The organism is Ruegeria sp. YTSC325 (genome assembly GCF_059609525.1).
This window is the reverse complement of sequence record NZ_JBXWLY010000007.1, coordinates 217,556-230,638: the sequence shown is the minus strand read 5'-3', so window position 1 is coordinate 230,638 and position 13,083 is coordinate 217,556. Positions and strand designations below refer to the sequence as shown.

Below are 13,083 nucleotides of genomic sequence, written 5' to 3'. Positions count from 1 at the left end.
GGAGAGGTCATCCGCATCGACGGTGCGCTCAGGATGCGGTAAGCCTGCCTCATGACCGAACGCGAGAAAATGGAGGCCGGGCAGTGGTATTGTTGTCTGGACCCGGAACTGAACGCCTTGCGCGATCAAGCCAGACGCGCCGTTCATGCGCACAACACCAGCTCACCGGACCGGCGCACCGACATGGGGCCGGAACTCCGCACCCTCTTGGGTCATGTGGGCGCGGACTGTTTGCTAGAAGCACCGTTTCACTGTGCCTATGGGATGAACATTCATCTGGGTGACAGAGTTTATTTCAACGCCGGTTGCGTCGTTCTGGATACGTCCCCGGTCCGGATCGGCGACGATACGATGTTCGGGCCCCATGTACAGATTTATTGCGCCCAACATGCCAAAGATCCGGCAGACCGCGCGCAGGGTCTGGAGGTTGGTTTGCCTGTCACAATCGGCAAACACGTCTGGATCGGAGGCGGAGCAATCCTGTTGCCTGGTATCACCATCGGCGACAATGCCACCATCGGCGCGGGCAGCGTGGTCACAAAGGATGTCGCCGCCGGGCAGACCGTGGTTGGAAACCCAGCCCGCGCTCTGCCAGCCTAAGCGCTCTCGGCCTTTTCTTCCAGCATCAGCCATTCCTCTTCGGCAGCGGCGAGTTTTTCCTGCCGCTCGACCAAAGCCTCGGTTGCTTTCTGGAATTTCACCGGTTCGCGGGTGAACAGCTCGGGGTCGGACATGAGTTCCTCAAGCTTGCCGATCTCGGCCTCAAGCCGTTCCATTTCGGCAGGCAGCTTTTCAAGGCGGTGTTTTTCCGAGAAGGAAAGCCCCGATTTCGGCTGTGCCTCCTGCTTGATCTTCGGCTTGTAAGGCTTTGATTTCTCTTCCCTCTTAGGCAGGAGATCGCCGCGCTGCGCGATGTAATCCGACCAACCGCCCGCATAGACCGTGGCGCGGCCATTGCCTTCCATGGCGATGGTCGTCGTAGCGACACGGTCCAGAAAATCGCGGTCGTGGCTGACCAGCAAAACGGTGCCGTCATAGTCGTCCAGCAGCTCTTGCAGCAGGTCCAGCGTTTCCACGTCCAGATCGTTGGTCGGTTCGTCCAACACCAGCAGGTTCGAGGTTTTGGCCATCAGCTTGGCCAGCAAAAGCCGCGCTTTCTCGCCCCCCGAAAGGGACTTAACCGCCGCCCGTGCCTGCCGTTCGTCGAACAGGAATTCCTTGAGGTAACCCACCACATGTTTGGGCTGTCCGCCCACCATGACTTGATCGGCCTTGCCCGAAACCCGCATTTCGGGATCCCCGGTCAGGCTGTCCCACAGGGTCATCTCGGGGTCCAATTGGGCACGGGTCTGGTCGAAGACCGCGACCTCAAGATTGGTGCCCAGCGTGATCGAGCCCTCATCCGGGGTTTCCTGACCCAGCAGCATTTTCAGTAGCGTCGTCTTGCCCACGCCGTTGGGGCCAACAAAGGCCACACGATCACCGCGCTGCACCAAAAGGTCAAAGTTCCGCACGATGGGTTTTGCATCAAATGCCTTGGCCAAGCCTTTGGCTTCGATTACTTTTCGCCCGGATTTCGGCCCCGCCTCAAGCGTCATCGCGGCCGAGCCCTGACGTTTGATCTGCGCCGATTTTTCGGCCCGCAACGCTTGCAAGGCACGCACCCGGCCCTGATTGCGTTTGCGGCGGGCGCTGATGCCTTCGACGGCCCATTTCGCCTCGGACTTGATCAGGCGGTTCAGCTTGTGGCGCTGTTGATCCTCTTCTTCCCAGATCTTGTCGCGCCATGCCTCGAACGCGTCGAACCCCTGTTCCTGCCGCCGCACCGCGCCTCGGTCGATCCACAGAGTCGCACGGGTCAAAGCACGCAAAAAGGCGCGGTCGTGCGAGATCAGCACATAAGCCGCACGGGTCGCGCCCAATTCGCGTTCAAGCCAGGCAATCGCCTCGATATCCAGATGGTTGGTCGGTTCGTCCAGCAGCATCAGGTCGGGCGCTTCGGCCATCAACTTGGCCAACGCCGCGCGGCGGCGCTCCCCGCCTGAGGCGGTTTCAACCGGGCGCGCTGGATCAAACTTCAACCCCTCGCCTGCGCGCTCGACTTTATACAGTTCGCCCGGCTCTAGCCCGCTGGAGGCATAGTCGCCCAGCGTGGCAAAGCCCTCCATGCCCGGGTCTTGCTCCATATAACCGACCGACTTGCCCGGAGGCACAACGATGTCGCCCTGATCCGGTTCGACCAGACCGGCCATCACTTTCATAAGGGTCGATTTGCCGGACCCGTTGCGCCCCACCAACGCCACACGGTCGCCGGGTTGAACCACCAGATCAAGCTCGGAAAACACCGGATCGCCCCCGAAGGTCAGGGAAATGCCGGACATCTGCAACAAAGGAATTCTCGCCATGCCCGCCAGCTAAACCGGCACGGCACAGGCGTCAACGATGATTACCCGGCCACTGTGCGCAGCAACCGTTTGCGCTCCGGCGGAATCGCCCCGATTTCAAGCCCGGTGAACACGTGCAGCGTGTTCATGTGCCGGTCCACCACCGCATGATCACTGACCCAGCCGCCCATCATCAGATAGGTGCGTAGCAAGGGCGGCATCCGCAGCATCGCCTTTTTCGCATCAGGCCGCCTCTGCAGACGCGCGGCAAAGCGGAACACGTCGGGCGCCTTGACCCGTGGCAGCCAGCGTTTCGGCGCCAGATGGCGGTGTTTGAGCATTGCGAACGCGTCCAGATACTTGTCTGTCTCGGTGCCAGCAAAAGATGAACAGCCAAATAGCATTTCGATGTTGTTCTGATCCACATAGGCCGTCATCGCCCCCCAGGCCATGCGTAGGATATCGGGATCAGTCCAATCGGGATGGATGCAGAACCGCCCCATTTCGATCATCCGCCCCTGAAAATCCTCAAGTGCGGACAAATCGTAAAACTGAGCGGAATAGCTGCGACCGACCTCGGCCCCATTTTCCATCGTGAACATGCGAAAGCAGCACACCAGGCGCCCGTCTGATCTGTTATCCTCGACCAGGACATGGGTACAGATCGGATCAAACGCGTCACTGTCGGTTTGATCCGTCGCAAAGGCCAGGGTGCGTAACCGCTGAGCCGCCCTCAGATCCTGTTCGTCTTGCGCCAGACGCGCGCGATATCGGCCTTTGCCAAGCAATAGAGCCATGGTCGCATCCTCCGCGGTTGCCGACCCGTTTCAACTTGTCGCGTGGGTATCACACTATGTGTGACCGTCCCATGACGACGGCAAGACAGAACCACGAATTAGTTGGTCGCGCCTGGAATGTTTGCCGGATTGAAGTTGCCGATATTACCCAAAAGCTGACGCAAAAAGCCCGTGCCTTCGATGCTCGACTCGGTGACACGCCGGTCAAGCTGCACGATAATACCGTCTTCCAGACCAAAGCGCTCGATATTTCGGACCACGCCCCGCTGGTCAAAGCTGATCGCAACCAACTGACGCTCGACCACCTCGGGTCGCTTGGGGCCGTAGTGGCGCACCTTCGAGCGCACATAGTAGAAACCCGAATCCCGCACTACACCAGAGGAGCTGGGAGCGCCAACCGCCTCGATCACGCTGTCGCGGGTATCGACGCCGACCTTTATCTCGGCCAGTTCCTCTGCCGGAGGGATATAGCCGTGATTCTCGAAAATCGGTGTACAAGCGCTAGCCACCGCCAGACAGGCCGTAAAGACAAGCGTTCTGGACGCCGGTTTCAACCTGTTCACAACCTTTAACATGCGCACCCTCTTGCCTTGGCCCCTTGCGGACCCTATCCGCTTACATCAAACCGCAGCCCCGGTTCAACACAGGAAAGGGTCACGAATGAGCAACCAGACATCTCTGCGGGTGGCCGACCTGCCCCAAAACACATCAACCCCGTTTGACCTGCGCCCTGACGCCAAAGAGCTTGCGGTTATCCGAGAAGATCTGGGCCTGCTGGGCCTGCGCAAGCTGAGCTTTGTTGGCGATGTCCGGGCTCAGGGTGAACGCGACTGGGTGCTGGCGGGCAAGCTGGGAGCGACAGTGATTCAACCCTGTGTGGTCACGCTCGAACCCGTTACGACCCGGATCGATATACCCGTCACGCGGGTCTATCTGGCCGACTGGACCGACCCCGACGAGGAAGAGTTCGAAATCCCCGAAGGCGACGAGTCGGAACCATTGGGTCCCGAGATCGACCCGGGCCTGGTAATGACCGAGGCCCTGTCGCTTGCCCTGCCCCAATATCCCCGCAAGGACGGTGCGGAACTGGAACAGGCCGACTATACGGAGCCGGGCAAACAGGCGATGACAGATGAAGATGCCAAACCCTTTGCCGGGCTTGCCAGTCTGCGCGATGCACTGAAAAAAGACGAGTGACACGGGACAGATTTCCTGTCATAGCACGCCCTCAGAAAAATCGCTTGAACATGTCGAGAATCGCAGTATTTTCGCGCGCTCATCGGAATTTGGGTTGGACATTGCGGGGCTCGTCCCCTAAACGCGCGTCAAACCACGTAAAAAACGAAGAATGAAACCCGGTCGGCAGCGAATCTGCGGACCCTCAGTAGACAAAGGTTGAGACCATGGCCGTCCAACAGAACAAAGTTTCCAAGTCGCGTCGCAACAACCGTCGCGCACACGACGCTCTGGTTGCTGCAAACCCGAACGAATGCGCAAACTGCGGCGAACTGAAGCGCCCGCACCACGTATGTGCGTCCTGCGGCCACTATGATGACCGCGAAGTCGTCGCGCAGGCCGACGAAATCGACCTGGACGAAGACGCGGCCTAAGCCTTTTAACGCGCAGGCCAAGGCATGACGGATCAGCCCTCGCAAGCCGGACGGATCACCATCTCGGTTGACGCTATGGGCGGAGATTCGGGACCCGCCGCTGTTGTAGCGGGCATTGCCAATTCGGCGGATAAGAACCCCGATATTGCGTTCATCCTGCACGGGCCTGAAGCCCCGCTTCGCAAGCTTGTTGCCAAACGGCGTGTCCTGAACGGGCGCGTCGTTTTTCGTGATTGCACCGACGTGGTCACCATGGAGGACAAGCCCAGTCAGGTTGTGCGCAACGGCAAGCAAACCTCGATGTGGTCGACGCTGGAATCAGTGCGTCAGGGCGAAGCGCATGGTGCAGTGTCCTGCGGCAACACCGGCGCGCTGATGGCGCTGTCGATGATACGGCTGCGCAAACTGCCGGGTGTGAACCGCCCGGCTATCGCGATTCTGTGGCCTTCGCGCAACCCGCAGGGGTTCAACGTGATGCTGGATGTGGGCGCCGATGTGCGCGCCGACGCGAAGGATCTGTTGCAATACGCGTTGATGGGCGCCTCATACGCGCGCAACGGCATGGCGCTAGAGCGTCCCCGGATCGGCCTGCTGAATGTGGGCACCGAAGAACACAAGGGCCGCGCTGAATTGAAAGAAGCGCACGCCATGATCTCGGAATTTGCGGAACAGGCCAGCTTTGATTTCGTGGGCTTTGTTGAAGGGAGCGACATCCCCGGTGACAAGGCGGATGTCATTGTAACCGACGGGTTTACCGGCAATGTCGCAATCAAGACCGGCGAAGGCACGGCCAGCTTGATCGGGGACCTTCTGCGTCAGGCATTCAAGTACTCGCCCTTGTCCCGGCTGGCGTCGGTTCTGGCCATCACCTCGCTGAACCGGTTGAAGAAACGTATCGACCCGCGCCGTGTGAATGGCGGGGTTTTCCTGGGTCTCAACGGCACGGTCGTGAAATCTCATGGCGGTGCAGATGCCACCGGAGTTTCAGCCGCCGTGAAACTGGCCTTTACCCTGGCGCAATCCGGGTTCTCTGAAAAATTGGCGGCACGGGTTGCATCGACGGTCGAGCTTGCACAAGATGCCGCCCACGCACCGTCCAAGGCGGGCGAATAACAAAAAAGGCAGTACCCCAACATGGCAGGCCGTTCAGTTGTTGTAGGTGTCGGACATTATTTGCCAGAGCGCATCGTTCCGAATTCCGAGTTTGAAAAGTCGCTTGATACATCTGATGAGTGGATCAAAACCCGCTCGGGTATCGAACGCCGCCATTTCGCAGCCGAAGGTGAAACCACCTCGGACATGGCGACCAAGGCAGCCGAAGCCGCACTTGCGGATGCCGGACTGACAGCGGATGACGTCGACGCCATCGTGCTGGCAACTTCGACGGCGGACCTGACCTTTCCCTCAGCAGCCACCATGGTGCAATCACGGTTGGGTATGACCAAAGGTTTTGCCTTTGACGTCCAGGCCGTTTGTGCGGGATTCGTCTACGCTCTGACCAATGCCAACGCTCTGATCTTGTCGGATCAGGCCAAGCGGGTTCTGGTGATCGGGGCCGAGACTTTTTCCCGAATCATGGATTGGACGGACCGTTCCACCTGTGTGTTGTTCGGTGATGGCGCTGGTGCCTTGATTCTTGAACGCCAGGAAGGGGTTGGTACAGCCGAGGATCGCGGTATCCTTGCTACTGACCTGAATTCCGACGGCCGCTACAAAGACCTGCTTTACGTAGACGGAGGCGTCTCGACCCAGACCACTGGTTTTCTTCGTATGAAGGGCAACCAACTCTTCCGCCAAGCGGTGGAACGTCTGACCGCCACTGCCGAAACTTGCTTGGAAAAAGTTGGCCTTGGACATGAGGATGTGGACTGGATCGTTCCCCATCAGGCGAATATTCGTATCATTCAGGGCACCGCCAAGAAGCTAGGCGTGCCCATGGATCACGTTGTCGTGACGCTTCAGGACCACGGCAATACGTCTGCTGCATCGATTCCCTTGGCTATGTCCGTCGCCAAGCAACGCGGGCAGTTCAAACCCGGCGATTTGCTAGTGACAGAGGCAATCGGGGGTGGATTGGCGTGGGGTTCTGTCCTCCTGCGGTGGTAACAGGCGCAAAACGGCTTACACACAGCCGTGCAATTCATTGATATTGACAGTGAATTTGCCCTGACCCTATGCTTTACCATCAACAGGGGAATTGGCATGGGCGACAAAACACTGACCCGAATGGATCTGAGCGAGGCCGTCTTTCGTGAGGTGGGCCTCTCACGCAATGAAAGCGCGCAACTGGTCGAAAGCGTTCTGAACCATATGTCCGACGCGCTTGTGCGCGGCGAACAGGTCAAGATTTCATCCTTCGGGACTTTCAGCGTTCGGGACAAAACTGCCCGCATCGGCCGCAACCCCAAAACCGGGGAAGAGGTTCCTATTCAGCCGCGTCGCGTGCTGACTTTTCGCCCGTCGCACCTGATGAAGGATCGCGTCGCAGCTGGGAACCGCAAGTAACATCAGGACAGCGACACCATGAGCAAGTCACCCGACGCCTTTCGCACGATCAGTGAAGTTGCGGACTGGCTGGGTGTTCAGGCCCATGTTCTGCGATTTTGGGAAAGCCGTTTCACACAGGTGAAACCGGTCAAACGCGCGGGTGGCAGGCGGTATTATCGACCCAATGACATGCGCCTGCTTGGAGGTATCAAAAAGCTGCTGCACGAAGATGGGATCACCATCAAAGGCGTGCAGCGCATTCTACGTGAGCAAGGCGTGGCTTATGTGGCTTCGCTGTCGCAGGGGCTTGATGAAACGGCCGAACCCGAAACCAAGGCAAACGACGCGGTCGTGGTTCCATTTACTGCAAAACCTGAGCCCAGCCAGCAGATCACTCTGGACTTGGGAGATAGCAGCACGACCCCCGGTGCGCCTAAGGAAAGCCCTGCTGCAAAACCCACTCCGGCCACGCCACAAGACACATCTATGCCGCGTGAAGCGGTTGCACCTGTCCATGTCGAACGGTCTCCGGCGATTTCCGGAATTGCAGCCCGTGCCTGGGCAAGAACCGATTTCGACGACGATCTTTTGCGCCGGATTGCACCCGTCGCAAAGGAATTGCGCGCTGTTCTGAACAGAATTGAAAACCGATCCGCGGGATAAGAAAAAAGGCGATGATTTCCTCTTGCCCCCGCCGGGAAAGTCTTTATGAACACCTCAACGTCGGGCTATGGCGCAGCCTGGTAGCGCGTCCGTCTGGGGGACGGAAGGTCGCAGGTTCGAGTCCTGCTAGCCCGACCAAATCACACCGACGTTTATGGCAGACAGGCCAGATCCCGCTCTGGCATCAGGGGGGATCGAGATGACAGGTGTATGCCCAAACCAGCAAATCGAAGGCATGATCGCACGCGGTGAGATCACTGCAAACCCGGCGGTTATCGACGCGCAGGTACAACCGGCCAGTCTGGATTTGCGTCTTGGAACAGTCGCTTACCGCGTGCGTGCCTCGTTCCTGGCCGGCGAAGGGCGATCCGTCGCCGACCGTCTGACCGAGTTTGAGATGCACCGCATCGACATCACCGACGGCGCTGTTCTGGAAAAGGGATGTGTCTATCTGGTGCCGCTGATGGAATCGCTGGCCCTGCCTGACAGCGTGACCGCTGTGGCCAACGCCAAGAGCTCGACCGGGCGCCTGGATCTGCTGACACGTACAATCACAGATGGAGGGGCCGAATTTGACCGTGTGCCCGCTGGCTACCGCGGCCCGCTCTATGCCGAAATTTGCCCCCGCTCCTTCTCGGTTCTAGTGCGACCTGGCATGCGTTTGAACCAAATAAGATTCCGTCAGGCACAAGCCGTGTTGAGCGACGCAGAACTGAGCGCGCTGCACAATAAGTCCCCGCTGGTCGATGGACCTGCGGTCATTCAGGATGGGCTTGGCTTTTCAGTTGACCTGCGCCTGCCTGACACTGATCTGGTGGGCTACCGTGCCAAGCCCCATACGGGCGTGATCGATCTGGACCGGATTGGTGAATACGACCCGCAGGAATATTGGGAAGAAGTGCGCACCACCGAGGGGCGTATCATCCTTGATCCCGGCGCTTTCTATATCCTGGTCAGCCGCGAGGCTGTTCATATCCCACCAATGTATGCCGCCGAAATGGCCCCTTATCTCGCTATGGTTGGTGAATTCCGGGTGCACTATGCCGGCTTCTTCGACCCTGGTTTTGGTCATGCTGCAGCTGGGGGTGCAGGGTCGCGCGGCGTATTGGAGGTGCGCTGCCATGAGGCCCCATTCGTGCTAGAGCATGGGCAGGTCGTAGGACGGCTCGTCTACGAGAAAATGGCTGAAATGCCCACACAGCTCTATGGGGCGGGCATCGCGTCAAACTATCAGGGACAGGGCTTGAAACTGTCCAAGCACTTTAAAGCTGTTTCTTAAAACTTCATGAACCGCCGCATCTGACGGGTCATCCGCTGCATCTGTTTCATGTTTTGCGCCTGACGGTCGCCGTTCTGTTTCATATGCTGGGCAGCTTGAGGATCATTGGCAGAAGGCCGTCCTTGCTGCGGCTTTCCAACTCGGCCCGCCAAGTCGAACCCTTTATCGACGCCTTTTGTCACAAGCCGACGCATGACTTGACGCACAATCATATCGATAATTCGATTGGCATTCATTGCTTAACTCCGTTTCCTGCGCCTCAACATAGGTGATTCTTGCGTCAACAAAAGGGCCGCGCGATCACTCTTCCTCGAACAGTTCGGTCTGCTCGTCGTCATCTTCATCCTCGCGCCCTTCGCCCATTGGGATCGTTCCCGGAGGCGGCCGGTTTTCCAGCAGCCCGGCGGCGCGCAATTCTTGCAGCCCCGGAAGGTCGCGCGCGTTTTCCAGCCCGAAATGATCCAGAAACTGCGGCGTTACCACGAAGGTCACCGGGCGGCCTGGAGTCATCCGTCGGCGGCCCAGCCTGATCCACTCCATTTCCAGCAACTGGTCGATAGTCCCACGCGAGACGGACACGCCACGGATTTCCTCGATCTCGGCCCGCGTGCAGGGCTGGTGATAGGCCACGATGGCCAGCGTTTCGATCGCGGCACGGCTGAGTTTGCGGGTCTCAACCGTTTCCTTCTGCATCAGAAAACCCAGATCGGGGGCGGTCCGGATGGCCCAGGCTTCGCCCACGCGCACCACGCGCACGCCGCGGCCTTCGTATCGTTTGCGCAACAGATCAACCGCTTGCGCTGCATCGCTGCCATGAGGCATCCGGGCCTCAAGATCGCCAATCGTCACCGGTTCGGCGCTGGCGAACAGCACGGCTTCGACCATGCGCTCCTGTTCGGCCAAGGGGGGTGCTTCGAACAGTGTGCCGGTTTCCTCAGAGGTTTCAGTCACGTGTTTCGGCCCTCTTGCGCAGATGGATCGGAGCAAACGTCTCGCTCTGTTTGATTTCCATATGTCCCTCTTTCACCAGCTCCAACGAGGCCGCGAATGTCGCCGCCGTGGCCGAGCGCCGCCGCACCGGATCGGCGTCCCAGCCATCGGGCAGATAGGTTTCCATATCCGTCCACGCGCCCGCAAACCCGATCAGAGGGCGCATCCGTTCCAGCGCCTGTTCCATGGTAAAGACGGCATCGCGGTCCATGACAAAGGGTCGGAATTCGTCGCGGGTACGAATACGGGCATAGCCCTGCATCAGGTCAAGCAGCGTGGCCGAATAGGTCACTGTACGGATGCGGGTGATATCCTCGCCCTGCCCGCGTTTGAAGAAATCGCGCCCCAGCTGGTCGCGCGCCATCAGACGGGCAGCAGCATCGCGCATGGCCTGCAGACGTTCCAGTTGGAAGGCCAGGTGCGCGGCCAATTCCTCGCCCGACGGTCCTTCGTCATCGGGATCGGGCGGAAGCAGCAGGCGGGATTTTAGAAAGGCGAGCCACGCGGCCATCACCAGATAATCAGCCGCCAGTTCGATCCGCAGCGCACGGGCCTTTTCCACGAAGGTCAGATATTGCTGCGCCAGCGCCAGAACCGAGATTTTCCGAAGGTCAACCTTTTGCGTCCGCGACAGGGTCAACAGCACGTCCAGCGGGCCTTCGAACCCGTCAACGTCAACAATCAACGCCTCGGCGGCAAGCCGATCCGCGACCGAGACCGGGTCTTCGCTGAAAAGGTTATCGTTCATATACCTGCCCGCCCATTAGGGCAGATAGTTCCGCCTCGGCGGCTTCGATGTCAAGTTCCACGGGCTTTTGCCGCATCGACAGTGCCTTTTCGGCGCGTTTTTGCGCTTGCGGGGTCATCTCTCCAGCAGCCTCCAGCACTTTAGCGCGGGCCTCATACGAGCCGTTGCAATGCAAGACCACGTCGCAGCCCGCAACCAACGCATGCTGGGCTATCTCTTCGGGCGCACCGCTCAGGGCTTTCATCGAGATATCGTCGGTCATAATCAGCCCATCGAACCCGATCTTATCTCGGATCAGGCCTATCATCGTAGGTGAAATCGTCGCCGGTTGCGGGTCGATCCGGTCATAGACCAGATGCGCGGTCATCCCCATGGGAAGATCGTTCAAAGCGCGAAACGGTGCGAAATCAGCCCCTTCCAGCGCTTCTTGTGTCAGGTCCACATGCGGCAGGTCATGGTGGCTGTCCAGCGTTGACAACCCGTGGCCGGGCATATGCTTGATAACGGGAAGAACACCGCCCTCAAGATGTCCCTTCGCGACGGCGCGCCCAATCTTGGAAACCTGTTTAGGGTCAGACCCATAGCAGCGCTTCTTTAGAAAAACGTGCGTATCTGCGCGCGCCAGATCCACCATGGGGGCACAGTTACTGTCGATGCCCAGCTCGAACAATTCCCGCGCGATCAGCCGATAGCGCAGATACATCGCGCGTTCGGCGCGATCCCCGGCGCGTTCGGCGTGATCCAGCGGCGGCAGCCACTCGCGCGCTATGGGCGCGCGCAGGCGCTGCACGCGCCCGCCTTCCTGATCAATGGTAATTGGGCAATTGCGACCTACCGCCTCGCGGAACTCATCACACAGAGCGCGGACTTGATCCTCGGTCTCGATATTGCGGGCAAACAGAATGAACCCAAACGGGTTCATTTCTCGAAACAGTTTCTTTTCCTGAGGCGTCAGGCGCAGCCCCTCGGCATCGGTAATTGCGGCGCAGAATGTCACCGAGCGGCCACCGGGATACAGTCAGCGCCTTGCCCTTGCAGCGCGGCACAGAACCGGCGTGAATCGCTCAGGTCATCAAAGCCCAGAACCCGCAGGCGATAGAACGTCCGGCCACCGCTTGAGGTTTTTTGGATAACACGTTGTTTTCCATACATATACTCACCGAAACGCCCATTCAGACGATTCCATTCGGCCCGTGCGACATCAGGGCTTTCATACGCGCCCAATTGGGCCATGCGGGTACCTTTGGACAGCGCGTTCGGATCGACATCCAGCCCCACGGCCGCCTTGACTGCCGCGTTGATGGCATCTTCGGTCTTGCTGGATGCGGTAATGCCACTGGCAGTCGTTCGTGCGGGCCGCGTGGTCGGACGCAATGAGCGCCGGACGCCTGGCAGGGCTGCAATCGCAGGGTCAGGCAGTTGCGCGGCCAGATCGGCAGGATCAATCGCGGGCTCATCATCCAACGGAGTCAACGAGGCCAGCTGAACACCTTCGTCTGTTACGGTGTCAGGCGTGTCGGCCTCACCCGCCAATTCGGCAACCAACGCATCAACCGCGCCTTGACGCAGTTGAGCCGCCTCCTGGTTCGAGATTTCCTCTTCAACCACATGCACCGCAGGGGTTGCACGCAGCGGTTCAACCGGCGTGTCCTCATCCGTCAGCGAAACCGGGCGCGGAGCAAGGATCAGACGATCTGCCGGAGGCGCAGCCGTCCCGACCGCAGCGACAGTATTTACTGCAAGGCCCTGATGATCAGCGGGGGTTCCACCGGGGTTTTCTGGCTGAATACGCATCGGGCCTTCGACAGCACGTACCACCGGAACGCCACTGACATCACGCATCACAAGCTTGTAGCCCCAGACACCGATCCCCGCGACCAAGGCCAGGGATGCAACCGCGCCCAGCGCATTCACGATACGACCTAAACCGGCGGCACGGGGCGCATCTTCGTATCCGTGCATCTCATCGGAATAGTCGTACCCACCCTGAGGATGCGGTTGATTCGTGTAATGCATTTGCTCGGGACGCATTTGCCCCGAGTAATCGTAGTTCGCCATGTCCGCCTCACCGCCCGTTTCGCGCCGGGAAATAAGGCGCGCGGGTCATTTCTTGCCTACCTCGTAC

16 protein-coding genes and 1 tRNA gene are annotated in these 13,083 nt (G+C 59.3%); 9 read left to right on the top strand and 8 right to left on the bottom strand.

Annotated features, from left to right (window positions below; all coding sequences use genetic code 11):
- Positions 1-51 precede the first annotated feature (51 nt).
- Positions 52-600, top strand: a complete 549-nt coding sequence (locus tag AC2FF7_RS12625; protein ID WP_496905708.1) for a sugar O-acetyltransferase — start codon at positions 52-54, stop codon at positions 598-600.
- Here AC2FF7_RS12625 and AC2FF7_RS12620 read toward each other — a convergent pair.
- The 3 genes from AC2FF7_RS12620 to AC2FF7_RS12610 form a co-directional block, all read right to left on the bottom strand.
- The gene (locus AC2FF7_RS12620; RefSeq protein WP_496905707.1) at positions 597-2,405 is read right to left on the bottom strand and encodes an ABC-F family ATP-binding cassette domain-containing protein; all 1,809 of its coding nucleotides are present in this window, start codon (positions 2,403-2,405) and stop codon (positions 597-599) included. The two genes, AC2FF7_RS12625 and AC2FF7_RS12620, sit on opposite strands and share 4 nt — an antisense overlap.
- A 41-nt stretch (positions 2,406-2,446) precedes the next feature.
- Positions 2,447-3,181, bottom strand: coding sequence for a GNAT family N-acetyltransferase (locus tag AC2FF7_RS12615; RefSeq protein WP_496905706.1), 735 nt, complete (start codon positions 3,179-3,181; stop codon positions 2,447-2,449).
- A gap of 98 nt (positions 3,182-3,279) precedes the next feature.
- Positions 3,280-3,756: an outer membrane protein assembly factor BamE gene (locus tag AC2FF7_RS12610; RefSeq protein ID WP_170354440.1), complete on the bottom strand. Its 477-nt coding sequence runs from the start codon at positions 3,754-3,756 to the stop codon at positions 3,280-3,282.
- An 85-nt stretch (positions 3,757-3,841) separates the two neighbouring features.
- On the opposite strand from AC2FF7_RS12610, the gene AC2FF7_RS12605 reads away from it, so the two are divergent.
- The 8 genes from AC2FF7_RS12605 to AC2FF7_RS12570 all read left to right on the top strand — a co-directional run bounded on the left by AC2FF7_RS12605 (position 3,842) and on the right by AC2FF7_RS12570 (position 9,220).
- The gene (locus AC2FF7_RS12605) at positions 3,842-4,378 is read left to right on the top strand and encodes a YceD family protein (RefSeq protein WP_496905705.1); all 537 of its coding nucleotides are present in this window, start codon (positions 3,842-3,844) and stop codon (positions 4,376-4,378) included.
- A gap of 206 nt (positions 4,379-4,584) precedes the next feature.
- Positions 4,585-4,791, top strand: coding sequence for a 50S ribosomal protein L32 (gene rpmF / locus AC2FF7_RS12600; RefSeq protein WP_037316137.1), 207 nt, complete (start codon positions 4,585-4,587; stop codon positions 4,789-4,791).
- Between the two features lie 24 nt (positions 4,792-4,815).
- A complete protein-coding gene (gene plsX, locus AC2FF7_RS12595) occupies positions 4,816-5,904 on the top strand; it encodes a phosphate acyltransferase PlsX (protein ID WP_496905704.1) in 1,089 nt (362 codons plus the stop codon).
- Between the two features lie 21 nt (positions 5,905-5,925).
- Positions 5,926-6,897: a beta-ketoacyl-ACP synthase III gene (locus AC2FF7_RS12590; RefSeq protein ID WP_496905703.1), complete on the top strand. Its 972-nt coding sequence runs from the start codon at positions 5,926-5,928 to the stop codon at positions 6,895-6,897.
- Between the two features lie 96 nt (positions 6,898-6,993).
- On the top strand, positions 6,994-7,296 hold the full coding sequence (ihfA, locus tag AC2FF7_RS12585) for an integration host factor subunit alpha (RefSeq protein ID WP_008755922.1): 303 nt from the start codon (positions 6,994-6,996) through the stop codon (positions 7,294-7,296).
- A gap of 18 nt (positions 7,297-7,314) precedes the next feature.
- Positions 7,315-7,941 (top strand): MerR family transcriptional regulator, encoded by a 627-nt coding sequence (locus tag AC2FF7_RS12580; protein WP_480865720.1) that lies wholly within the window; start codon positions 7,315-7,317, stop codon positions 7,939-7,941.
- A gap of 61 nt (positions 7,942-8,002) precedes the next feature.
- A tRNA-Pro gene (locus AC2FF7_RS12575) sits at positions 8,003-8,079 on the top strand.
- Positions 8,080-8,140: 61 nt separating this feature from the next.
- Positions 8,141-9,220, top strand: coding sequence for a 2'-deoxycytidine 5'-triphosphate deaminase (locus tag AC2FF7_RS12570; RefSeq protein WP_480865721.1), 1,080 nt, complete (start codon positions 8,141-8,143; stop codon positions 9,218-9,220).
- Here AC2FF7_RS12570 and AC2FF7_RS12565 read toward each other — a convergent pair.
- The 5 genes from AC2FF7_RS12565 to AC2FF7_RS12545 all read right to left on the bottom strand — a co-directional run bounded on the left by AC2FF7_RS12565 (position 9,217) and on the right by AC2FF7_RS12545 (position 13,016).
- Complete coding sequence (locus tag AC2FF7_RS12565; RefSeq protein WP_480865722.1) at positions 9,217-9,456, bottom strand: hypothetical protein; 240 nt, start codon at positions 9,454-9,456, stop codon at positions 9,217-9,219. The two genes, AC2FF7_RS12570 and AC2FF7_RS12565, sit on opposite strands and share 4 nt — an antisense overlap.
- A gap of 64 nt (positions 9,457-9,520) precedes the next feature.
- The gene (scpB, locus tag AC2FF7_RS12560) at positions 9,521-10,171 is read right to left on the bottom strand and encodes an SMC-Scp complex subunit ScpB (RefSeq protein WP_170354447.1); all 651 of its coding nucleotides are present in this window, start codon (positions 10,169-10,171) and stop codon (positions 9,521-9,523) included.
- On the bottom strand, positions 10,164-10,958 hold the full coding sequence (locus AC2FF7_RS12555) for a segregation and condensation protein A (protein ID WP_480865724.1): 795 nt from the start codon (positions 10,956-10,958) through the stop codon (positions 10,164-10,166). Before AC2FF7_RS12555 ends, scpB begins: the two co-directional genes overlap by 8 nt.
- Complete coding sequence (nagZ, locus tag AC2FF7_RS12550; protein WP_480865725.1) at positions 10,948-11,955, bottom strand: beta-N-acetylhexosaminidase; 1,008 nt, start codon at positions 11,953-11,955, stop codon at positions 10,948-10,950. Before nagZ ends, AC2FF7_RS12555 begins: the two co-directional genes overlap by 11 nt.
- Positions 11,952-13,016 (bottom strand): SPOR domain-containing protein, encoded by a 1,065-nt coding sequence (locus AC2FF7_RS12545; protein ID WP_496905702.1) that lies wholly within the window; start codon positions 13,014-13,016, stop codon positions 11,952-11,954. Before AC2FF7_RS12545 ends, nagZ begins: the two co-directional genes overlap by 4 nt.
- Positions 13,017-13,083 lie beyond the last annotated feature (67 nt).